General features: G+C 61.3%; 17 protein-coding genes. 16 read left to right on the forward strand and 1 reads right to left on the reverse strand.

All coding sequences use genetic code 11. From position 1 onward, the window contains the following. Window positions 1–87 precede the first annotated feature (87 nt). From AAAT03_RS07680 to rpsJ, 9 genes are all read left to right on the forward strand, one after another. Window positions 88–996 carry a UTP--glucose-1-phosphate uridylyltransferase gene (locus AAAT03_RS07680; RefSeq protein ID WP_117806112.1) on the forward strand — a complete coding sequence of 303 codons (909 nt, stop codon included), beginning with the start codon at window positions 88–90 and terminating at the stop codon, window positions 994–996. A 288-nt stretch (window positions 997–1,284) separates the two neighbouring features. Beyond that, the gene (locus tag AAAT03_RS07685) at window positions 1,285–4,776 is read left to right on the forward strand and encodes a DNA-directed RNA polymerase subunit beta (RefSeq protein ID WP_255413271.1); all 3,492 of its coding nucleotides are present in this window, start codon (window positions 1,285–1,287) and stop codon (window positions 4,774–4,776) included. A 6-nt stretch (window positions 4,777–4,782) separates the two neighbouring features. After that, a complete protein-coding gene (locus AAAT03_RS07690; protein ID WP_187361807.1) occupies window positions 4,783–9,258 on the forward strand; it encodes a DNA-directed RNA polymerase subunit beta' in 4,476 nt (1,491 codons plus the stop codon). Window positions 9,259–9,568: 310 nt separating this feature from the next. Then, the gene (locus AAAT03_RS07695; RefSeq protein WP_187364957.1) at window positions 9,569–10,087 is read left to right on the forward strand and encodes an RNA polymerase sigma factor; all 519 of its coding nucleotides are present in this window, start codon (window positions 9,569–9,571) and stop codon (window positions 10,085–10,087) included. Then, on the forward strand, window positions 10,038–11,114 hold the full coding sequence (locus tag AAAT03_RS07700; protein WP_349103029.1) for a DUF4179 domain-containing protein: 1,077 nt from the start codon (window positions 10,038–10,040) through the stop codon (window positions 11,112–11,114). Before AAAT03_RS07695 ends, AAAT03_RS07700 begins: the two co-directional genes overlap by 50 nt. 682 nt (window positions 11,115–11,796) lie before the next feature. Continuing rightward, complete coding sequence (gene rpsL / locus AAAT03_RS07705; protein ID WP_006235012.1) at window positions 11,797–12,174, forward strand: 30S ribosomal protein S12; 378 nt, start codon at window positions 11,797–11,799, stop codon at window positions 12,172–12,174. A 73-nt stretch (window positions 12,175–12,247) separates the two neighbouring features. Next, complete coding sequence (gene rpsG, locus AAAT03_RS07710; RefSeq protein WP_006235013.1) at window positions 12,248–12,721, forward strand: 30S ribosomal protein S7; 474 nt, start codon at window positions 12,248–12,250, stop codon at window positions 12,719–12,721. A 19-nt stretch (window positions 12,722–12,740) separates the two neighbouring features. Continuing rightward, window positions 12,741–14,840, forward strand: coding sequence for an elongation factor G (gene fusA / locus AAAT03_RS07715; RefSeq protein WP_022094183.1), 2,100 nt, complete (start codon window positions 12,741–12,743; stop codon window positions 14,838–14,840). Between the two features lie 60 nt (window positions 14,841–14,900). Further along, window positions 14,901–15,209, forward strand: coding sequence for a 30S ribosomal protein S10 (gene rpsJ, locus AAAT03_RS07720; RefSeq protein WP_022094184.1), 309 nt, complete (start codon window positions 14,901–14,903; stop codon window positions 15,207–15,209). A gap of 116 nt (window positions 15,210–15,325) precedes the next feature. Here the strand turns inward: rpsJ and AAAT03_RS07725 are convergent, their stop codons facing one another. After that, the gene (locus AAAT03_RS07725; protein WP_349103030.1) at window positions 15,326–16,102 is read right to left on the reverse strand and encodes a biotin--[acetyl-CoA-carboxylase] ligase; all 777 of its coding nucleotides are present in this window, start codon (window positions 16,100–16,102) and stop codon (window positions 15,326–15,328) included. A 176-nt stretch (window positions 16,103–16,278) separates the two neighbouring features. Here AAAT03_RS07725 and AAAT03_RS07730 point away from each other — a divergent pair, with 176 nt between their 5' ends. The 7 genes from AAAT03_RS07730 to accB are packed head-to-tail and all read left to right on the forward strand — an operon-like array spanning window position 16,279 to window position 21,956. Continuing rightward, the gene (locus AAAT03_RS07730) at window positions 16,279–17,238 is read left to right on the forward strand and encodes a beta-ketoacyl-ACP synthase III (RefSeq protein WP_349103031.1); all 960 of its coding nucleotides are present in this window, start codon (window positions 16,279–16,281) and stop codon (window positions 17,236–17,238) included. Window positions 17,239–17,290: 52 nt separating this feature from the next. After that, window positions 17,291–17,527: an acyl carrier protein gene (locus tag AAAT03_RS07735; protein WP_006235019.1), complete on the forward strand. Its 237-nt coding sequence runs from the start codon at window positions 17,291–17,293 to the stop codon at window positions 17,525–17,527. A 2-nt stretch (window positions 17,528–17,529) separates the two neighbouring features. Continuing rightward, on the forward strand, window positions 17,530–18,474 hold the full coding sequence (fabK, locus tag AAAT03_RS07740) for an enoyl-[acyl-carrier-protein] reductase FabK (protein WP_117563768.1): 945 nt from the start codon (window positions 17,530–17,532) through the stop codon (window positions 18,472–18,474). Then, window positions 18,462–19,388, forward strand: a complete 927-nt coding sequence (locus AAAT03_RS07745; protein ID WP_349103032.1) for an ACP S-malonyltransferase — start codon at window positions 18,462–18,464, stop codon at window positions 19,386–19,388. The genes fabK and AAAT03_RS07745 overlap by 13 nt, the downstream gene beginning before the upstream one ends. A 30-nt stretch (window positions 19,389–19,418) precedes the next feature. Further along, a complete protein-coding gene (gene fabG, locus AAAT03_RS07750; protein ID WP_349103033.1) occupies window positions 19,419–20,192 on the forward strand; it encodes a 3-oxoacyl-[acyl-carrier-protein] reductase in 774 nt (257 codons plus the stop codon). A gap of 39 nt (window positions 20,193–20,231) precedes the next feature. Next, window positions 20,232–21,479: a beta-ketoacyl-ACP synthase II gene (fabF, locus tag AAAT03_RS07755; protein ID WP_117629228.1), complete on the forward strand. Its 1,248-nt coding sequence runs from the start codon at window positions 20,232–20,234 to the stop codon at window positions 21,477–21,479. Between the two features lie 3 nt (window positions 21,480–21,482). Then, window positions 21,483–21,956 (forward strand): acetyl-CoA carboxylase biotin carboxyl carrier protein, encoded by a 474-nt coding sequence (accB, locus tag AAAT03_RS07760; RefSeq protein WP_349103034.1) that lies wholly within the window; start codon window positions 21,483–21,485, stop codon window positions 21,954–21,956. The last annotated feature ends 6 nt before the right edge of the window (window positions 21,957–21,962 follow it).

The following is a 21,962-nucleotide window of genomic DNA, read 5'->3' on the forward strand; positions in this document are numbered from 1 at the left end:
AAGATGCTTGGGTATCGCAATTTGGTCTGCGGCTGTGTGCCGCACGCATGGGGCGCTTTTGCGCCTGCGAAAGGATCTTTGAATAACATGAAGGCCATCATCCCCGCCGCCGGTCTTGGCACGCGTTTTCTGCCTGGCACCAAGTGCACGCCCAAAGAGATGCTGCCGGTGCTCGACAAGCCCGTCATTCAGTACGTCGTCGAGGAGGCGCTCGACCCCGAGGAAGTCGACGACGCCATCATCGTTACTTCTCCCGGTAAGCCCGAGCTACTGAACTACTTCCAGCCCGATCGCTCGCTCGAGAACCTGCTGCGCGAGCGCGGCAAGAACGCCTATGCCGATGCCGTCGCCCACGCTGGCGGTATGCCGGTCGACTTCCGTTATCAGTACGAGCCCAAGGGCCTCGGCCATGCTATCCGCTCTGCTGCCGACGCCGTAGCAGGGGAGAACTTCCTGGTTCTTCTGGGCGACTACGTCGTGCCTAATCGCGACATCTGCGACAAGATGCTCGCCGTTTCCAAGGAGCACGGTGGCGCTTCGGTTATCGCCGTCGCTGCTTGCTCGCCCGAGGAAGTCAGCCGCTACGGCGTTATCGCCGGTGAGCGCGTCGGTTCGCTCGAGGGTGCCGAGGACGTTGCCGATGCAGAGCCGGGCGCTGTCTGGCGTATCGGCGGTCTGGTTGAGAAGCCCGCTCCCGAGGCTGCTCCGTCCAACCTGTACATCGTCGGTCGCTACCTGCTGAGCCCGCTGGTCATGGACCTGCTGGCCGATCAGCAGGCCGGTAAGGGCGGCGAGATCCAGCTGACCGACGCCATGGCACGCTCGCTTGATCGCGAGGCCATGTACGCCGTTGTCATCGACCCGCTGTCGGGCTACGACACTGGCACTCCCTCTGGTTGGATGGCCACTAACGCCCTCATGGCTGCAAACGACCCCCGCTTTGCCGATGCCTTCTGGGACGCCATCGACGAGCGCGGCGGATTGATGCGCAAGTAAGCCTTCGGGCACCGACATTTACGGGCGTGGACCTCGGTTCGCGCCCGTTTTTTTATAAGAGCTGCGATTGCCGGCTCTCTGTTCACAGAAAATATATGAACAGATGTTCGATACACATACATCTACCTGCGTGTTTTCCGTCGAAAATCTTTGCTACTCCAAAAACTCAATCGCGTCAAGGCTTTTCTTGCCCAACGGTCGGTACCTGATAAACTATTAGGTTGCGATAACTGGCGAAGCTATGCCTCGCCAACCCACCGAGCATTTCCGTGAAGGAGGAAAAACCTGGTGACCTACGCATACACTGCCACTGAGCGCAAGCGCGTCAGCTTCGGGAAAATCCCGGAGGCCATGGAGCTCCCCAACCTTATCTCTGTTCAAAGGGAATCCTTTGAGCGTTTTAAGGACGAGGGCCTTCGTGAGGCGTTCAAGGAATCCAGCCCCATCCAGAGCCAGAACCATGTTCTCGAGGTTACCTTCGGCGAGCATCAGTTCGGCGACCCCGCGCACACCGTCGAGGAGTGCCGCGAGAAGGATATGACCTATCAGGCTCCGCTTCTGACCGACGTCCGTCTCACCAACAAGGAGACCGGCGAGATCAAGGAGCAGCTCGTCTTCATGGGCGACTTCCCCATGATGACCGATCAGGGCACCTTCATCATCAACGGTACCGAGCGTATCGTCGTCTCGCAGCTCGTCCGCTCCCCGGGCGTGTACTACAGCTCCGAGATGGATTCGGGCAAGCAGATCTACAAGGCCCAGATCATCCCGTCCCGCGGTGCCTGGCTTGAGTTCGAGGTCGACAAGCGCGACCAGCTCATGGTCTCCATCGACCGTAAGCGCAAGCAGAGCGCCACGATGTTCCTGCGCGCCCTTGGCATCGCCGTCACCAACGACGACATCATCGAGCTGCTCGGCAACTCCGATGTGATCAAGCGCACCCTGGAGCGCGACACCGCTCTCACTCGCGAGGACGCCCTCATCGAGATCTACCGTCGCCTGCGCCCGGGCGAGCCTCCCACCGTGGACGCTTCCCGCAGTTTGCTCGAGGGCCTGCTCTTTAACCCGCAGCGCTACGATCTGGCCCGCGTCGGTCGTTACAAGGTCAACAAGAAGCTCAACCTCACCACCGAGGAAGAGGTCACGGTGCTCACCGACGAGGATATCGTTGCGACGCTGCGCTACCTGCTGTCCCTCGCTGCCGGCGAGCAGGGTTTCAAGGTCGACGACATCGACCACTTCGGCAACCGCCGCATCCGTACCGTCGGCGAGCTCGTCGCCAACCAGTTCCGTATCGGTATGAGCCGTATGGAGCGCGTCGTCCGTGAGCGCATGAGCTCCCAGGACATCGACGAGATCACCCCGCAGTCGCTCATCAACATCCGCCCGATCGTGGCCTCCATCAAGGAGTTCTTCGGTTCCTCGCAGCTCTCGCAGTTCATGGACCAGGCGAACCCCCTGACCGGTCTGACCCATAAGCGCCGTCTGTCCGCACTCGGCCCTGGTGGTCTTGCCGGCCACAAGTCCGGCTCCAGCCGCCGCACCAACGTGCCGACGGCCGTCCGCGACGTTCACAATTCGCACTACAGCCGCATGTGCCCGATCGAGACTCCCGAAGGCCCCAACATCGGCCTGATCGGCTCGCTCGCCCTCTACGCCCGCGTCAACGAGTACGGCTTCATCGAGGCCCCGTTCCGTCGTGTCGAGAACGGCGTTGCCACCGATCAGATCGACTGGATGACCGCTGACGAGGAAGAGAAGCACGTCATCGCGCCGGCCAACACGCCGCTCGATCCCAAGACCAACGAGTTCATCACGACCGATGCCGAGGGCAAGCTTGTCCGCCCGCACACCGTGATCGCCCGTACCCGCGACTTCGACGGTTCCTTCGGCGCTCCCGCCGACGTGCCCGTCGAGGACGTCGACTACATGGACGTCTCGCCGCGTCAGATGCTCTCCGTCGCAGCCACGCTGATCCCGTTCCTTGAGCACGACGACGCCAAGCGTACGCTGATGGGCGCTAACATGCAGCGTCAGGCCGTGCCGCTGGTTCACCCCGCCGCTCCCTATGTCGGTACCGGCATGGAGCGTCGCGCCGCTCTGGACTCCGGCGAGGTCACCCTGGCCAAGAACGCCGGCGAGGTTATCTTTGCCGACGCCGCCAAGATTATCGTCAAGCATGCCGGCGGCATGGACGAGTATCATCTGGCCAAGTACCAGCGCTCCAACCAGTCCACCTGCATCAACCACCGTCCGCTCGTGCGCGTCGGTGACACCGTTGAACAGGGCGAGCCTCTGGCCGACGGTCCTTCGACCGATCATGGCGAGCTCGCACTGGGCCAGAACCTCACCGTGGCCTACATGCCGTGGGAAGGCTTTAACTACGAGGACGGTATCGTCGTGTCCGAGCGCCTGGTGGCCGAGGACCTGCTGACGACCATCAACATCACCCGTCACGAGATCGACGCCCGCGACACCAAGCTCGGCCCCGAGGAGATCACCCGCGAGATCCCGAACCTCTCCGAGGACATGCTTGCCAACCTCGACGAGGACGGCATCATCCGCATCGGCGCCGAGGTCGGCCCTGGCGACATCCTGGTCGGCAAGGTCACGCCTAAGGGCGAGAGCGCTCTGACCGCCGAGGAGCGCCTGCTGCGCGCCATCTTCGGTGCCAAGGCCCACGACGTCCGCGATACCTCCCTTAAGATGCCTCACGGCGCTTACGGCCGCGTCATCGATGTCGTCCGCTTTAGCCGCGAGAACGGCGACGACCTGGCCCCCGGCGTCAACGAGCAGGTGCGCGTCTACGTCGCCCAGCGTCGTAAGATCCAGCAGGGTGATAAGATCGCCGGCCGCCACGGCAACAAGGGTGTTATCTGTAACGTTCTGCCGGTCGAGGACATGCCCTACATGGCTGACGGTACCCCGATCGACGTTATCCTCAACCCGCTGGGCGTTCCTTCGCGTATGAACGTCGGCCAGCTGCTCGAGTGCCACCTTGGCTGGGCTGCTGCCTGCGGTTGGGATACCGAGCAGGCCGACTCCGACAAGTACGTCCCCGGTCCGTTCTTCACCGCCACGCCCGTCTTCGACGGCGCCAAGGAGGACGAGATCGCCGAGGTCATCCGTCGTGCCAACAAGAACATGCTCAACAAGGCCACCGCTGCCTTTGGCGATCACATGCGCCCCGAGTTCGTCACCCAGCTTGACGAGCGCGGCAAGACCCGTCTGTTCGACGGCCGCACCGGCGAGGAGTTCCGCGAGCCCATTACCGTGGGTACGTCCTACATCCTCAAGCTCGGCCACATGGTCGACGACAAGATCCACGCCCGTTCGACTGGCCCTTACAGCCTGGTTACCCAGCAGCCTCTGGGCGGCAAGGCCCAGTTCGGCGGCCAGCGCTTCGGCGAGATGGAAGTTTGGGCACTGTACGCTTACGGCGCTTCCAACGTCCTGCAGGAGATCCTGACCGTCAAGTCCGACGATACCGTGGGCCGCGTCAAGACCTACGAGTCCATCGTCAAGGGCGAGAACGTTCCTGTCCCGGGTATCCCCGAGTCCTTCAAGGTTCTCGTCAAGGAGATCCGCTCCCTCGCGCTGGACATCGAGCCCATGCACGATGCCGACGAGGACGCCTCCGCCCCTGTGACCGCCGAGGAGACCTCTGCTCTCGACGACCTGGCTGCGCTCGCCGGCGTTGACACCGACGTCGAGGCCGAGGATGCCGAGACCGCCGAGGCACCCGAGGCTGTCGCCGCCACGACCACTGATAAGGAGTAGTTGACTGTGGCAGATTTCGAAGCTACTGATTTTGACTCGGTAAAGATCTCCCTTGCCTCCGCCGACCAGATCCGTTCCTGGTCGCACGGTGAGGTCAAGAAGCCGGAGACCATCAATTACCGTACCCTCAAGCCCGAGAAGGACGGCCTGTTCTGCGAGAAGATCTTCGGTCCCGCCAAGGACTGGGAGTGCTCCTGCGGCAAGTACAAGGGCATCCGCTTTAAGGGCATCGTCTGCGAGCGCTGCGGCGTCGAGGTCACCTCGGCCAAGGTGCGTCGCGACCGCATGGGCCACATCGAGCTCGCCGCTCCCGTGTCCCACATCTGGTACTTCAAGAGCCCCACGAGCTTCCCGATGAGCCGTATGCTCGACATCAAGTCCAAGGACCTCGAGAAGGTTCTGTACTTTGCCAGCTACATCATCACCGAGGTTGACTACGAGGCTCGCGAGGCCGACGCCGACGACCTGCGCGAGGAGCTCGCCGCCGATCTGGAAGAGATCGATGCCGAGTGCGCCCGCCAGATCGAGTCCCTCAAGGAGCAGGGCGACCCCGAGAACTTTGACGAGTTCTCCGACGAGGAGCCGCTGACCCCCGAGGAGATCGCCTCTGGCATCGTCGATATCGAGGAAGAGTGCAAGGACGAGAAGCAGCTCCGCACGGACGCCTTCAACGCCTTCATGAAGCTCACCGAGCGCGACCTCATCTCCGATGAGCCGCTGTTCCGCGAGATGACCCGTTACTACTCCATGTACTTCAAGGGTGGTATGGGTGCCGAGGCCGTCCGCGACCTGCTCGCTGCCATCGACCTCCCCTCCGAGGCCGAGAAGCTCAAGGCCATCATCGCTGACGAGGATTCTCAGAAGCAGAAGCGCGAGAAGGCCGTCAAGCGCCTCGAGGTCGTTGACGCCTTCCTGAAGGGCGGCAACAGCCCCGCGAACATGATCCTGGACGTCATCCCGGTCATTCCGCCCGATCTGCGCCCGATGGTCCAGCTCGACGGCGGTCGCTTTGCCGCGTCCGACCTCAACGACCTGTACCGTCGCGTGATCAACCGTAACAACCGACTCAAGCGCCTGCTCGACCTGGACGCCCCTGCGATCATCGTGAACAACGAGAAGCGCATGCTCCAGGAGTCCGTGGACGCCCTGTTCGACAACGGCCGTCGTGGTCGCCCGGTCTCTGGCCGTGGCGGTCGCCCGCTCAAGTCGCTCGCCGAGGCCCTCAAGGGCAAGCAGGGTCGTTTCCGCCAGAACCTGCTGGGTAAGCGTGTCGACTACTCCGGCCGTTCGGTTATCGTTACCGACCCCAAGCTGCTGCTGCACCAGTGCGGTCTGCCCAAGACCATGGCGCTGGAGCTCTTCAAGCCCTTCGTCATGAAGCGCCTGGTCGAGCTTGGCAAGGTCGAGAACATCAAGGGCGCCAAGCGCGCTATCGACCGCGGTGCCACCTTTGTGTGGGATATCCTCGAAGAGGTCATCGACGGCCGCGTCGTGCTGCTCAACCGCGCACCGACCCTGCACCGTCTGTCTATCCAGGCCTTTGAGCCGGTTCTGGTCGAGGGCAAGGCTATCCACCTGCACCCGCTGGTCTGCTCGCCCTTCAACGCCGACTTCGACGGCGACCAGATGTCTGTCCACGTGCCGCTGTCCAGCCAGGCTCAGGCCGAGGCTCGCGTGCTTATGCTCTCTGCGAACAACCTGCGCTCGCCGGCATCCGGCAAGCCGGTTAACATCCCCTCGCAGGACATGATCATCGGTGTGTACTACCTCACCCAGGTCCGCGACGGTCTGCCGGGCGAGAACCACGTGTTCGCAAGCTTCGACGATGCGCTGCACGCCTATGACTGCCGCTCCGAGGTCGACATGCAGGCTAAGATCCAGGTCCGCGTGTCCGCTGCCGATGCCAACGTCATCAACGAGGACGGCACCCGTATCTTCCGCGTCAAGAACGGCAAGAACGAGTTTGTCGACTACGACGTCACCGGTAACAAGACCGCACGCTTCGAGACCTCTATCGGTCGCATCATCTTCAACCGCCAGTGCCTGCCCGAAGACTACGAGTTCATGAACTACAAGATGGTCAAGGGCGACGTGGCCAAGCTGGTTGCCGACTGCTGCGATCGTTACCCCGAGGCCAAGGTCGGTCCGATCCTCGACGCCATCAAGTACTCTGGCTTCCACTACGCTACCCGCGCCGGCCTCACCATCTCGGTGTGGGACGCTCTCATCCCTGCCGAGAAGCAGGAGCTGCTCGACCGCGCCCAGGCTAACGTCGACCAGATCAACGAGTACTTCGAGGAGGGCTTCATCAACGAGACGGAGCGCCACATCGAAGTCGTTAACGAGTGGACCGCTTGTACCGACAAGGTCGCAGCGCTCATGCTCGACTTGTTCGACGAGGAGAACCCGCTCTACATGATGGCCGACTCCGGCGCCCGTGGTTCTAAGACCCAGCTGCGTCAGCTCGGCGGCATGCGTGGCCTGATGGCAGACATGTCCGGCGAGACGATCGACCTTCCCATTAAGGCGAACTTCCGCGAGGGCCTGCTGCCGCTCGAGTACTTCATTTCGACCTACGGCGCCCGTAAGGGCCTGGTCGATACCGCATCCCACACCTCGGACTCTGGTTACCTGACCCGTCGTCTGGTCGACGTGGCCCAGGACGTCATCGTCCGCGAGGAGGACTGCGGTACGCACGAGGGCGTCACCTACAACCTCATCATCCCCGGCACCACCGACCTCAACACCGACCTCGTCGGCCGTTGCTTCATTGAGGACGTCGTGGCTCCCGATGGCACCGTGCTCTTTGAGCAGGACGGCTACATCGAGAAGGTCGCTGACATCCAGAAGATGGTCGATGCCGGCCTTAAGAAGGTCAAGCTTCGCGCGCTGCTCACCTGCCGCTCCAAGTACGGCGTGTGCCAGAAGTGCTACGGCTGGGATCTTTCCACCCGTCGTCCGGTCGCCATCGGTACCGCGGTCGGCATTATTGCCGCCCAGTCCATCGGCGAGCCCGGTACGCAGCTTACGATGCGTACCATTCACTCCGGCGGCGTCGCTGGCGTCGACGATATTACGCAGGGTCTGCCTACGGTCAGCCGTATGTTCGATATCGTCGGCAACGTCAACGAGAAGATCCTGGGTCGCGAGGCCGAGCTGGCTCCGTACTCTGGTCACCTCTCGATTAAGCCCGAGAAGTCCGAGTACGTGCTGACGCTCACCGACTCCGAGGATCACACCCGTGTCCTCGACGAGCGTCGCGTCCCCGCTTCGGTGCGCTTCATGCCCGAGATCGAGGACGGCTGCGAGGTTCGCGCTGGCGACCAGATCACCAAGGGCTTCGTCAACTTCCGCAACCTGCGCAAGCTGACCGACATCGAGTCGACGATGCACACCTTCGTCGAGAGCGTCAAGGACGTCTACACCAGCCAGGGCGTCGACCTGAACGACAAGCACATCGAGGTGCTCGCACGCCAGATGCTGCGTCGCGTTCAGATCACCAACCCCGGCGACTCCAAGTACCTGCTTGGTCAGTACGTCGACCGCTACGAGTTTGCCGACGAGGTCGAGCGCGTTGCCCGTCTGGGCGGTCAGGCTCCTGTGGCCGAGCCCGTCATCCTGGGTACGCTCAAGGTCGCGTCCAACATCGACTCCTGGCTGTCGAGCGCTTCGTTCATTCGTACCGCTGGCGTCCTTACCGAGGCTGCCATCGAGGGCAAGGTCGACCACCTGCTCGACCTTAAGTCCAACGTCATCGTCGGTAAGAAGATCCCGGCTGGTACCGGCCTCAAGCCGTACGCCAACGCCAAGCTGACGTATCGCACGGCCGACGGCTACGTGGACATCGACGGCCCGGCTTCGCCCAACGCCAAGTCGCTGCCCGAGTGGGCTCCTGTGGAGCTCAAGGACCTGGACGAGCAGCTCCCGCAGCAGCTCGACTGGGCCGGCTACGACGAGTTCGGTGGTGCTGACGGTTCGTTCACCCGCAACGGCCACACCATCTCCGCCGAGAAGGCTCGTCTGTACCTGTTCGACGATCTGGGCGTGTCGCAGCGCTGGACCAACAAGTTCAGCGAGGTTGGCATCGAGACGGTCGGCGACCTGGTTGGCAAGTCCGAGGAGGATCTGCTGCGCATCGATGGCATCGGCGCCAAGGCGATCGAGGAGCTCCGTGACGGCCTGGAGGCCCACGATCTGCTCTACATCCTCGAGAACAACGACGACGTTGCCGACGAGGAAGACCTCTCGCAGCTGCTGCAGATGGTCTTTAGCCCCGACGGTCCGGACGATATCCTGCTGGGTACCTCCGCTCCGACGCATCACGCCGACGCCGACGAGGAGCTCCTGGGCGCCCCGATTGACGACAAGAAGGCTCCCGCCAACGGCGCGATCAACGAGGACATGGCTTCCCTCGACGAGCTGCTCAACCAGCTCGTGGACACCGACGACGCCGAAGAGGCCAAGGACAACGACGAGGAGTAACTAGTTCCGCCGTTCTAACGAACGGCGGCGACCTCCGTCGCTGCGCGGCCCCCAGAGCTACAATCTGTCATTCAAAAGGCAGGGCATGACCAAAAGGTCAATGCCCTGCCTTTTTCATGCCACCTTGTACGCTCTGGGGTCCGCTCGCTTGCGTATGCTCAACCTGTTGCGTTCCGTTGATCCCTTGCCAAAAAGGGACGGATTAATTTTGGTAGGTTTTTCCTGCTTGAATTTGAAACATTTAGTCCGGCAAGAGCGTATCTATGGTGAGGGCCTCATCGAGAACCATTAATGTCACCGGGAGGTGATTATGGAAGAACAAGCTTTTAGACAGGCGGTCGAAGACCACCGGGATGTCGTGTTTCGGATCGCATTGACGTATCTGCGTGATCGCGCTGACGCCGACGATGTCGCTCAAGACGTCTTTCTTAAGTTGCTCAAAAGCGACGCGCAATTTGAAAACTGGGAGCATCTTCGTCGATGGCTTATCCGGGTCACGATCAATGAATGTAAATCTCTCTTTCGAAAGCCGTGGAGGCGCGTGGAGGATATTGAGAATCTGGCCGATTCGCTTTCGACGGCGCAGGAGGAGACCAAGGCGGTCCTGTCAGACGTTATGCGACTTCCGGAGCGATTCCGTATTCCTATCGTGCTCTATTACTATCTGGGCTTCTCGACTTCAGAAATTGCCGAGTTACTGCATGTGCCAGCCGCGACCGTTCGAACGCGTTTAGCTCGCGGCAGATCGAAGCTCAAGTTCATCCTAGAGGAGGGCGACCGTGAAATCCAACCAGATCAAGCAGGCCTTCGAGTCCGTCCAAGCCGATAGCGATCTTGCTGACCGTGTTCTTTATGCCGCTGCTGGCGAGCCGCTTCGCCGAAAGGGTCACGCGAAGCCTCTGTATGTTGCCGTAATCGGATGTCTTGCCGGAGCGCTGGCGACCGGAGGGGTCGCCTACGCTGTTGTCAATTCCAGTTATTTTGCCTCTGCCTGGGGAAACCATGGCAACGGAGAGTCCGTTACCTGGACAAATGGCGGCTCGTCGGGGACGAAATATACCTACACCAGAGAGTTTGGTGATGGTATCGCGCCCCAAAGCCTGGAGGGTGCAGTCCAGAAGGTCAATCTGTCCGTCGAGGGCAACGGCTATACGCTCGACATTCATGAGATGGCAATCGACGAGAACGGTTGCGGTGCTGTGACGTTTACATTGTCCAATCCGAATGGCGTTAACTACTACAAGCCGGCGGCAGAGCTTGGCGAACTTGTTCTCTATGGTGAAGAAGAAGGGGGCGTCAGTACACCCAGCATGAACTTCGGCGAGGAATGGGCTGATACACGCTGCACCATTGATAAAGACACATCAAGCGACACGGTCATTAACGGCACGATGTGCTTTGCATCTTGGAATCGCGATCGAGATTTACGACATGCGGTCACCTGGAATATCAGTTGGACGGAGGGCAAAGGTGAGGATGCGAAGGTGATCGAGGTATCGACGCCAGAGTTTAACGTCGGAGCGCACGTCGATACAAAAGAACTCCGCTCCGATGACTCGCCTCTCGAGATCAGTCCGTTTTCCATCCAGACGCACATCGATGATCTGGGCTATGAAGCAGTTGATCATAAACTGACCGTCACCTACAAGGATGGGTCAGAGCAGATTATCGAAGATGACGACGCAGGGGCGTACAATTTCTATGTTTCGATGGGACGCAATAGCGGAGAGAACATTTGGGTGCCAACGAAGTTGATTGATGTCGACCAAGTGGTTTCAGTAACGCTCGAAGGCACACGCTGCACTTCAACAGGGGGCGCCGAAACGTCGGAACCCTTTACCATCGTCTATTCGTAAGATTTGGGGCCGCTTTCTACTAGGGGAAGCGGCCTTCTTTGCGGTAAATGGGCGGTTAGACCGCACGATATTCGCCTGCATTCCTGAAGTATGCGGCAAAATCTTGATGGGTCGACCACATCGTATATGCTCAAGCGCTCTACCTGCGGGTTTATTATCGCAAAACCCCGGTGCGCTCGGCGGGTCCAGAATTTGCCGCATACTTCCGAAAGCGCCGCCGATTTCCATGCGACAGGTGAGAGCAGATCACCGTTGGAGCGCGACGTTTCCCCAGATAAAACCGACCAAAATAAACCTGTCCCTTTTTGGCAGGTAACGTTGCCCCGACGAGCACGTCGGATCCCCGGCCCGGGCGGCACAGGGGTTAAGTTTGTCGCGAGTTCCGCACGAGCCGGAGGCCACTTAATGTGGCCTCCGTGCGAGCCAGGACTGTAGAGCAGCAAACTTAACCCCTGTGCCGCCCGGCCCGGGAATCCGCCCCCGCGCACAGGAGGGGATTCCTTTTGTGTAGGCTTTGCGGAAATGTGCCAATTTTGGGATACGCCCGGCGGCGTGGTCTGTTGACGGCACAGCTAACGCCACGTATCCTATCGAACTGCGTGTTTCGTAGGGGGATGCTGACCCCTCGATTCAAGCCGTTGCACTTTACAGAAAGCTGGAATCATTCGAGAAGGAGTACGCTTTGCCTACTATTAACCAGCTGGTTCGCCAGGGCCGTCGTTCCGTGCCCAAGAAGTCCAAGAACGCTGCTCTGCAGCACAACTCCCAGAAGCGCGGCGTGTGCACCCGCGTCTTCACCACGAGCCCCAAGAAGCCGAACTCGGCTCTTCGTAAGGTTGCCCGTGTTCGCCTTGTCAACGGCATCGAAGTTACTGCTTACATCCCGGGTGAGGGCCACAACCTGCAGGAGCACTCCATCGTGCTCGTCCGCGGCGGTCGTGTCCGTGACCTCCCTGGTGTCCGTTATCACGTCATCCGTGGCGCCTACGACGCTGCTCCGGTCCAGAACCGTATGCAGGCCCGTTCCAAGTACGGTGCTAAGCGCCCCAAGGCTAAATAAGCCAGATAACGTTTTGATACTTTCGCCGTGTGCCGCCTAAGCGCCGCACGGTAGACACTTAAGGAGATTTCACATGCCGCGTCGTGCAGCAGCTAATCGTCGTGAGGTTCAGCCTGACGCCGTTTACAACAACCGCCTGGTGACTCAGCTCATCAACAAGGTCCTTCTTGACGGCAAGAAGGCCACCGCTGAGCGCATCGTTTACACCGCTTTCGAGATCGTTGCCGAGAAGTCCGAGGGTGGCGACGCTCTCGCTACCTTCAAGAAGGCTATGGACAACGTCAAGCCCACGCTCGAGGTTAAGCCCAAGCGTGTCGGTGGCGCTACCTATCAGGTCCCGATGGAGGTCAACTCCCGTCGTTCCACCGCTCTGGGTATCCGCTGGATCGTCAACTTCTCCCGCGCTCGCAAGGAGAAGACCATGGCCGAGCGTCTCGCCAATGAGATCCTCGACGCTTCCAACGGCCTGGGCGCTTCCGTCAAGAAGCGTGAGGACGTCTTCAAGATGGCCGAGGCCAACCGCGCGTTCTCTCACTATCGTTGGTAAGTTAAGGTAAGGAACTAACATGGCTAAGCCTAAGTACAAGCTTTCCGATACCCGTAACATCGGCATCATGGCCCACATCGATGCCGGTAAGACCACCACGACCGAGCGTATTCTTTACTACACCGGTAAGACCCACAAGATCGGTGAGGTCCATGAGGGCGCTGCCACCATGGACTGGATGGTTCAGGAGCAGGAGCGCGGCGTAACCATTACCTCCGCTGCTACCACCTGCTTCTGGAACAAGGACGGCAAGGACTACCGCATCCAGATCATCGACACCCCGGGCCACGTTGACTTCACCGCCGAGGTCGAGCGCTGCCTGCGCGTCCTCGATGGCGCTGTCGCCGTCTTCGACGCCGTTGCTGGCGTTCAGCCTCAGTCTGAGACCGTTTGGCGTCAGGCTTCTACCTTCAACGTTCCCCGCATCGCCTTCATCAACAAGTATGACCGCGTGGGCGCTGACTTCTTCAACGCTATCGAGACCATGAAGGATCGTCTCGACGCTAACGCCGTGGCCGCTCAGGTCCCGATGGGCGCCGAGGACAACTTCTGGGGCGTCATCGACCTGGTCACCATGACTGCATGGGACTTCAAGGCCGACGAGAAGGGCATGACCTACCCCGAGCCGATGGACGAGATCCCGGCTGAGTTCGCCGACATCGCTGCCACCAAGCGCGAGGAGCTCCTCGACGCTGCTGCCAGCTTTGACGACGAGCTCATGGAGAAGATCCTCATGGAGGAGGACTTCACCGTCGAGGAGCTCAAGGCTGCTCTGCGTAAGGGCGTTCTGGCCAACGAGCTCAACCTCGTCTTCGTGGGCTCCGCCTACAAGAACAAGGGCGTCCAGGAGCTGCTCGACGCTGTCGTCGACTACCTGCCCAGCCCGCTCGACGTTGAGGCCGTCACCGGTACCGATCCGGACACCGGCGAGGAGATCCAGCGTCATCCTTCCTTCGACGAGCCCTTCTCCGGCCTGGTCTTCAAGATCATGACCGACCCGTTCGTCGGTAAGCTCACCTACGTCCGCGTTTACTCCGGCCGCGCTGAGTCCGGCTCCTACGTGGTCAACGCTTCCAACGGTCAGCGCGAGCGCCTCGGCCGCATTCTCGAGATGAACGCCGCCGAGCGTATCGACCGTGACGACGCTGCCGCCGGCGACATCGTCGCTTGCGTCGGCTTCAAGAACTCCACCACTGGTGACACCCTGTGCGCCGAGGGCAAGGAGATCGTCCTCGAGAAGATCGAGTTCGCTAAGCCCGTTATCGACGTTGCCATTGAGCCCAAGACCAAGGCCGAGCAGGACAAGATGTCCCTGGCTCTGACCAAGCTCGCCGAGGAGGACCCGACCTTCCAGGTGTCCACCAACCACGAGACCGGCCAGACCATCATCGCCGGCATGGGCGAGCTGCACCTCGAGATCATCGTCGACCGTCTGCTCCGTGAGTTCAAGGTTGACGCTAACGTCGGTAAGCCCCAGGTTGCCTACCGCGAGACCGCTGGTCACGACGTCGAGAAGGCTGAGGGCAAGTTCGTCCGTCAGTCCGGCGGTCGCGGTCAGTACGGCCACGCCGTCATCAAGCTCGAGAAGATGGAGGAGGGCTTCGGCTACGAGTTCGTCAACGCTATCGTCGGCGGCGTCGTGCCCAAGGAGTACATCCCGTCCATCGACAAGGGCATCCAGGAGGCCCTGAACACCGGTGTTATCGCCGGCTTCCCGGTCCTCGACGTTAAGGTCACCCTGTTCGACGGTTCTTACCACGAGGTCGACTCCTCCGAGGCCGCCTTCAAGATCGCCGGTTCCATGGCTATCAAGGACGCCCTCAAGAAGTCCGATCCGCAGCTGCTCGAGCCGATCATGGCTGTCGAGGTCGAGACCCCCGAGCAGTACATGGGCGACGTTATGGGCAACCTCTCCGGTCGCCGCGGCAAGATCGAGGGCATGGAGGATCGCAAGAACAGCAAGCTCATCCGTGCCAAGGTGCCGCTGGGCGAGATGTTCGGTTACGCTACCGACCTTCGCTCCCAGACCCAGGGCCGTGCATCCTACACGATGCAGTTCGACTCTTATGAGCCCGCGCCCAAGTCCATCGTGGACGAGGTCATGAGCAAGAACGCCTAAGTTCGAGCTCCCTGTTACGTAATCCGCGAGAGCATCTCTCGCACTCTTTGGAGGTTTAAGTTGGCTACCCAGAAGATCCGCATTCGCCTCAAGGGCTATGATCACGAGGTCGTCGATCAGTCCGCGAAGCTCATCGTTGAGACCGCTCAGAAGACCGGCGCTCGCGTTTCCGGTCCTGTCCCCCTGCCCACCGAGCGCAACCTGTACACGGTTATCCGCTCGCCGCACGTGAACAAGGACTCCCGTGAGCAGTTCGAGATGCGCACCCACAAGCGCCTCATCGACATCCTCGACCCCACCTCGGGCACCGTTGATTCGCTTATGCGTCTCGACCTCCCCGCTGGCGTCGACATCGACATCAAGCTCTAAGCGATATTCCTCATAGCTTAAAGGGCCCCGCTGCCATTACGGTAGCGGGGCTCTTTTGTTTTGCATGATGGGTTTGGATCGCCGGGTAAGGCTGCCGAGCGGCTGGCTGTGGCGACCTACTCACTCAAGGGGCGCAATGACGCCTCCTCAAAATGGAAGGATCGCAAGCCGTCTTCTGTTTCGATGCACGCACGACCAAAGCCATCGACCGTTATAAAGATGCCTCGCGCCAGCTCGTCACCGGCAGGGGAGCGGGCGATAACGTGCTTTCCAATCCAATTGAGGTGAGCGACATATTCGCCGTGGACGGGCGCGAGCGGTCCGGTGTTTTCTTCCATGGCGTTGAGGCGTTCTGCCCAGGCATCTACAGCGTCTATAACTGCGTGATAGACCTCATCGAGGAGCATGTCGACAGCAGGAACGTTCTCGTTAAGGTCCGAGAGACCGATTGCCGGCAGGCCGCCATCGGGCACCTCTTGGGGCGCATAGTTCACATTGACACCAATGCCGCAGACGGCGAAAGGTTTGCCTTCGTTATCGCGTGCGGCCTCGACCAGAATGCCGCCGAGTTTGCGTCCACGCGCGACCAGGTCGTTGGGCCATTTGAGGCCAATCTCGTTTGCAAGACCCTGTTTTTCGAGCGCCTCGAGCACCGCTAGGCCGCTGACGGCAGCAAGACCAGAGTACTTCGCAGGATTAACGCATGGACGCAGGACAATCGAAAGCAATAGGTTGCCGGCGGTTGAATCCCACTTGTGGCCGCGCCGGCCGCGTCCTGCTGTCTGAGCCCGGGCGGCAAGTCCTGTGCCGTGCGGCGCTCCCTGTTTTCCTGCTTCGAGCAGGTCATCGTTGGTCGATCCGGTTACGTCGACTATCGTTAATTTGGCATCCATAACGGCTGCTACCTCCTTAATGAATAAGTGAATAACGCAATGGTGTCGAGAGATAGACACAATGTGAAGCCTGTGTCGCATTTGGGCAATTTAATGTTAACACGTCAACAACGACTGAAATGCGCTATCCTCTCTTGGTCGATGTAAACACGTCAACAACTCAAAGGAGGTTAGTGATGGGTTTCACGATTCTTGGAACAGGCTCGGCGCTTCCCAAGCGCAGTGTTTCCAATGACGAGCTGTCCGAGTTCCTCGATACCTCGGATGAGTGGATTTTTACCCGCACAGGTATTAAGAGTCGCCACGTCTGCACCACCGAGTCACTTGACGACCTTGCCGTAGCGGCGAGCGAGCGGGCACTTCAGGTGTCCGGAATCGACGCGAGCCAGTTGGATCTGATCGTCTGCTCGACGACGACGGGTGACCACCTTGTTCCCGCCGAGGCGTGTGCCGTTGCTGAGCGACTGGGCGCGACGTGCCCTGCCTTCGATGTCTCGGCTGCCTGTGCCGGCTTCGTATTTGCGCTCGATGTTGCCGAGGGCTATATCGCCCGGGGTCGTGCCAAGCGCGTGCTTATCATTGCTGCCGAGCAGATGACGCGCGCGCTCGACTGGACCGACCGCGCCACCTGCGTGCTCTTTGGCGATGGGGCAGGCGCCGCGGTGATTGAGGCCGGGGGAGACAGCCCCCTTGCCGTTGAGCTTTCGACGGCGTCCGACGTCGAGACGTTGCGCGTTCCCGGACTGGTCGGCACCTCGCCGTTTAAGGCCTCCGTAGATAGCGAGAGCGTGCTGTCCATGAATGGCCGCCGTGTGTTCAAGTTCGGCGTCAACGCCATCTGTGACACGGTTCATAAGCTTGCGAGCGATGCGGGCATTTCGGTCGAAGACATCGACCATTTTGTATTCCATCAGGCTAACGAACGAATCCTGAGCCAGGCAGTCAAGCGCCTCGGCGTGCCAGGCGAGCGCGTGGTTCGAACGCTGCGCGAGACCGGCAATATTTCGAGCGCCTGTATTCCCTTTGCGCTTGATCGGCTGGCGCGCACCAACGCACTGAATGCGGGCGACACCATCGCCCTCGTTGGATTTGGCGCCGGTCTGGATATAGGTGGCTATCTACTTCGTTGGAAGTAGTCGCACATAGGAAATAAAAACGCCCCTAGGGCACAAACAAAGGAGAACTACCATGGCAGATCAGAAGACCTTCGAGCGCGTTTGCGATGTTATCCGCGAGACCGCTGGTCTTGACGACGTCGAGATGAAGCCCGAGTCCACGCTCGAGGAGATTGGTCTCGACAGTCTGGGCACCGTCGAGATCCTCGTCGCCGTTGAGGACGAGTTTGGCATCCAGCTCGATACCGAGGAGAACCCCAAGACGGTCGGCGAGTTCGCCGATACGGTCGAGGCGGCATTGGAGAAGTAGAGATGCTCAAGACTCCTCTCTGCGATCTGCTCGGCATCGAAAAGCCCGTGTTCCAGGGCGGTATGGCCTGGATCGCCGACGCCTCGCTGGCGTCCGCAGTGTCCGAGGCGGGCGGCTTAGGGATTATCGCGGCCATGAACGCCGACGCCAACTGGCTGCGCGACCAGATTCATGAGCTGCGCGCCAGGACGGATAAGCCCTTTGGCGTCAACGTCATGCTCATGAGCCCGTTTGCCGACGAGGTCGCGCGGGTCGTGATTGACGAGCGGGTGCCGGTCGTCGTGACGGGTGCCGGCAATCCCACCAAGTACATGAAGGCGTGGAACGAGGCGGGCATCAAGGTCATCCCGGTCGTTGCCTCGGTGGCGCTGGCGCGCCTCGTGGCGCGTCGTGGAGCCACTGCCGTGGTTGCCGAGGGTACCGAATCAGGCGGCCATATTGGCGAGACCTCGACGATGGCACTGGTGCCGCAGGTTGTCGATGCGGTCGATATTCCCGTGGTTGCGGCTGGCGGTATCGCTGATGGCCGCGGCGTGGCGGCCGCCTTTATGCTGGGCGCCGCCGGCGTGCAGGTGGGTACGCGCTTTCTGATCGCAGATGAGTGCACCGTATCGGAGCAGTACAAGGAGATGGTCCTGAAGGCCAACGACACCTCGACGCGTGCGACCGGCCGCTCGACGGGACACCCGGTGCGTGCCCTCAAGAGCCCCTTCACCAACGCCTACGCCAAGAGCGAGGCGGCGGGCGTAAGCGTCGAGGAGCTCGGGGCCATGGGCACGGGCGCCCTTCGCAAGGCCGCCAAGGACGGCAATTACGAAGAGGGCTCGTTTTTGTGTGGACAGATTGCCGGCATGGTCAACGAGCGCCAAAGCGCACGTGAAATCGTTGACGACCTGGTCGATGGCGCCGAGCACGTCCTGAAGGGTGCGTGCGCATGGGTGGCGTAGCGTTTCTGTTTGCCGGCCAGGGCGCCCAGCACCCCGCGATGGGCGTCGACCTGATCGAGGTATCGCCGGCGGCCGCCGAGGTGTTCGCCATTGCCGACGAGGTGCGCCCGGGGACCAGTGAGCAGTGCCGAAGCGCCTCCAAGGAGGAGCTCTCGCAGACCGAGAACACGCAGCCGTGCGTGTTCGTTCACGATCTGGCAGCGGCTGCCGCCCTGCGTGAGCGCGGCGTGGTACCTGCCGCCTGTGCGGGTTTTTCGCTTGGCGAGGTCGCCGCGCTCACCTTTGCGGGGGCGTTCGATACGCGAGCGGGCTTTGAGCTCGTGTGCGAGCGCGCGGCGCTGATGGCCGCGGCTGCCGAGCGCCATCCGGGCGGCATGCGCGCCGTCATCAAGCTCGATGCGGCGCAAGTCGAGAACCTGGCAAAACAGGCCGGCGAGGACTGCTGGCCGGTCAACTACAACAGTCCGCAGCAGACGGTTGTTGCCGGAGCGCCCGAGGCGCTGCAGGAGCTCGACGTCCTAGTAAAAGAGGCTGGCGGCCGCGCTATGAAAGTCGCGGTGTCGGGCGCATTTCATAGCCCCTATATGGCCGAGGCGACTGAGGGGCTGGCGACGTATATCCAAGCCGGCCACGCGCCGTCACCGCTGCTGATTCCGGTCATGGCAAACATGACGGCGGCGCCCTATCCGGCGGACCCGCGAGCGGCATCGGATGTCTTGGCCAATCAGGTGAGTCATGTCGTTCGTTGGGTCGACACGCTGCATACTCTGCAGAATCAGGGCATCGACACGTTTATTGAGGTCGGCCCTGGCAAAACGCTGTCGGGCCTGGTCAAGCGTACGCTGAGCGACGTTCGCGTGTATTCGTGCGAAACGGCCGAGCAGGTCGCAACTATTGCCGACGAGCTCGCATAGTCCACAGGGCTGTAACCCGAAAGGAATGACATGGGCAACTTGAACAACGGCGCGCTCGAGCGCAACGACTCACGTCGCGTGGCACTGGTCACGGGCGGCTCGCGGGGTATCGGCCGCGCCTGCGCTGTCGGTCTGGCGGAGGACGGCTTTGATATCGCCGTCGTCTATGCCGGCAGCGTCGATGCGGCGCGCAAGACGTGCGAAGCCTGTGAGGCGGTTGGCGCCACGGCACGCGCATATCAATGCGACGTGGCCGATCCCGCTGCCGTCAACGCGTGCGTGGAAGCGGTCCTCAACGACTTTGGTTCCATTTGGGCGCTCGTCAACAACGCCGGCATCACCCGCGATGGCCTGCTCATGCGCATGGGCGATGACGCATTCGATCGCGTGCTCGATGTCAATCTCAAGGGAACATTCAATATGACGCGCGCGCTCACCAAGACCTTTATGCGCCAGCGCGGCGGTTGCGTCGTCAACATGAGCTCGGTCGTGGGCCTGATGGGCAATGCCGGGCAAGCCAACTACGCTGCTTCCAAGGCGGGCGTGATAGGGCTTACCAAGGCGGTGGCGCGCGAGCTTGCGCCTCGTGGCGTACGAGCGAACGCGGTCGCCCCCGGGTTTGTCGAGACAGATATGACGGCAAAGCTCTCGGAGAAGGTGCGTACGGCAATCGAGGAACAGATTCCCCTTAAGCGCATGGCACGTCCCGAGGAAGTGGCCGGCGTGGTGCGCTTTTTAGCGAGCGATGCGGCTGCTTACATTACGGGCGAGGTCGTGCGCGTCGACGGCGGAATGGCGATGTAGAAACCAGGGCCGAAGAACGGCTTGGATGAGGAGACCATGATGGAACAGAGAGTTGCAATCACCGGCATCGGTGCCGTATCGCCGCTCGGCAACACCGCGCTTGCCACCTGGGCGGCCATGTGCGCCGGGACCTGTGGCATCGGCCCGATCACGCACTTCGATACCGATGCGTTTACCGTCAAGGTGGCGGCCGAAGTCAAGGGCTTTGACGGCAACGAGTACTTTGGCAAGCGTGACGCCAAGCATCTCGACCCCTGCGTTCAGTTTGCGATGGCGGCTTCGGACGAGGCAATGCACGATGCGGGCTTTGATGTCGAAGGCGCCATCGATCGTGAGCGTCTGGGCGTCTACGTGGGCTCGGGCGTGGGCGGCATGACGACGCTCGTCGACAACGTCCACACGATCGCCGATCGTGGACCTCGCCGCGCATCGCCCTATATGATTGCGATGATGATTCCCAACATGGCTTCGGGCAATATCGCGATCCGCCACAAGGCAAAGGGACCGACCCTGCCAGTCGTGACTGCTTGCGCGACCTCGGCCCATGCGGTGGGCGAGGCGTTCCGCGCCATCAAGCACGGCTATGCCGACGCGATCCTCGCGGGCGGCGCCGAGGCGGCCATTATCCCCGATGCCGTTGCAGGCTTTACGTCCTGCCGCGCATTGACCACCAACCCCGATCCTGCGACGGCTTGCCGCCCGTTCGATGCAGACCGCGACGGCTTTGTGATGGGCGAGGGCGCTTGCGTGCTGGTACTCGAGAGCATGGAACATGCGCAGGCGCGCGGTGCGCACATTTATGCCGAGGTCGTGGGCTACGGCAACACCGATGATGCTTATCACATCACGAGTCCCGATCCCGAGGCTGCCGGCATTGCCCGCGCGATATCGCTGGCGGTGGCCGAGGGCGACGTCAAGCCTTCCGAGGGCCTCTACATCAATGCCCACGGCACCTCGACCAAGCTTAATGATTCGTCCGAGACGGCGGGCATTAAGCGAGCGCTCGGCGAGGACGCGGCGCGCGCCGCACATGTCTCGTCGACCAAGTCGATGACGGGGCACATGATCGGTGCCACGGGGGCCATTGAGGTCATGGCCTGCGCCATGGCACTCGAGCAGGGCGTGGTGCCGCCGACCATTAACTACCACACGCCCGATTCCGCCTGCGATCTTGATTACACGCCCAATCGCGCGGTTCGCGCCGACCTTACCTGGGCGCTTTCGACCAACCTGGGCTTTGGCGGGCACAACGCCGCCATCGCGCTGCGTAGATATACGAGGAGCTAGAGCATGGATTCCAAAAGACTTGCCGAGATAGCCGATGTGATGGAGGACCGCGGCCTCACGCGCGTACGCGTTGAGGAGCCCGATGGCACCGCGGTCGAACTCGAGCGCGCGAGTGTGGCGCAGCCGGTTGCCGTGCCCATGCCTATGCCGAGCGCCATGGCCGCTCAAGTTGCAGCTCCCACAGTCGCGCCTGCCGCACCGGAACCCGCCACGCAGACACCTGCCGCCGCGCCGGAGCCCAAGGGCACCGAGGTGACTGCTCCCATGGTGGGCGTCTTCTATGCTGCCCCGGCGCCGGGCGACGAGCCATTTGTGCGCGTGGGCTCCAAGGTCAAGGCCGGCGAGACCCTCTGCGTCATCGAGGCCATGAAGGTTCTCAACGAGGTGACGGCCGAGGCAGACGGTGAGGTGCTCGAGATCTGCGTGGCCGACGGCGACCTCGTGGAGTTTGGCAGCTGCCTCATGAGGATCGGATAGGTGATA

It is taken from the genome of Collinsella sp. CLA-AA-H167 (genome assembly GCF_040095305.1).
GTDB lineage: Bacteria > Actinomycetota > Coriobacteriia > Coriobacteriales > Coriobacteriaceae > Collinsella.

What these genes read in the sequence shown, in the direction of transcription:
- AAAT03_RS07680 (WP_117806112.1), top strand. Translation starts at nt 88, where the DNA reads ATGAAGGCCATCATCCCCGCCGCCGGTCTTGGCACGCGTTTTCTGCCT.
- AAAT03_RS07695 (WP_187364957.1), top strand. Translation starts at nt 9,569, where the DNA reads ATGGAAGAACAAGCTTTTAGACAGGCGGTCGAAGACCACCGGGATGTC.
- rpsG (WP_006235013.1), top strand. Translation starts at nt 12,248, where the DNA reads ATGCCGCGTCGTGCAGCAGCTAATCGTCGTGAGGTTCAGCCTGACGCC.
- fusA (WP_022094183.1), top strand. Translation starts at nt 12,741, where the DNA reads ATGGCTAAGCCTAAGTACAAGCTTTCCGATACCCGTAACATCGGCATC.
- AAAT03_RS07725 (WP_349103030.1), bottom strand. Translation starts at nt 16,102, where the DNA reads ATGGATGCCAAATTAACGATAGTCGACGTAACCGGATCGACCAACGAT.
- AAAT03_RS07730 (WP_349103031.1), top strand. Translation starts at nt 16,279, where the DNA reads ATGGGTTTCACGATTCTTGGAACAGGCTCGGCGCTTCCCAAGCGCAGT.
- AAAT03_RS07735 (WP_006235019.1), top strand. Translation starts at nt 17,291, where the DNA reads ATGGCAGATCAGAAGACCTTCGAGCGCGTTTGCGATGTTATCCGCGAG.
- fabK (WP_117563768.1), top strand. Translation starts at nt 17,530, where the DNA reads ATGCTCAAGACTCCTCTCTGCGATCTGCTCGGCATCGAAAAGCCCGTG.
- AAAT03_RS07745 (WP_349103032.1), top strand. Translation starts at nt 18,462, where the DNA reads ATGGGTGGCGTAGCGTTTCTGTTTGCCGGCCAGGGCGCCCAGCACCCC.
- fabG (WP_349103033.1), top strand. Translation starts at nt 19,419, where the DNA reads ATGGGCAACTTGAACAACGGCGCGCTCGAGCGCAACGACTCACGTCGC.
- fabF (WP_117629228.1), top strand. Translation starts at nt 20,232, where the DNA reads ATGGAACAGAGAGTTGCAATCACCGGCATCGGTGCCGTATCGCCGCTC.
- accB (WP_349103034.1), top strand. Translation starts at nt 21,483, where the DNA reads ATGGATTCCAAAAGACTTGCCGAGATAGCCGATGTGATGGAGGACCGC.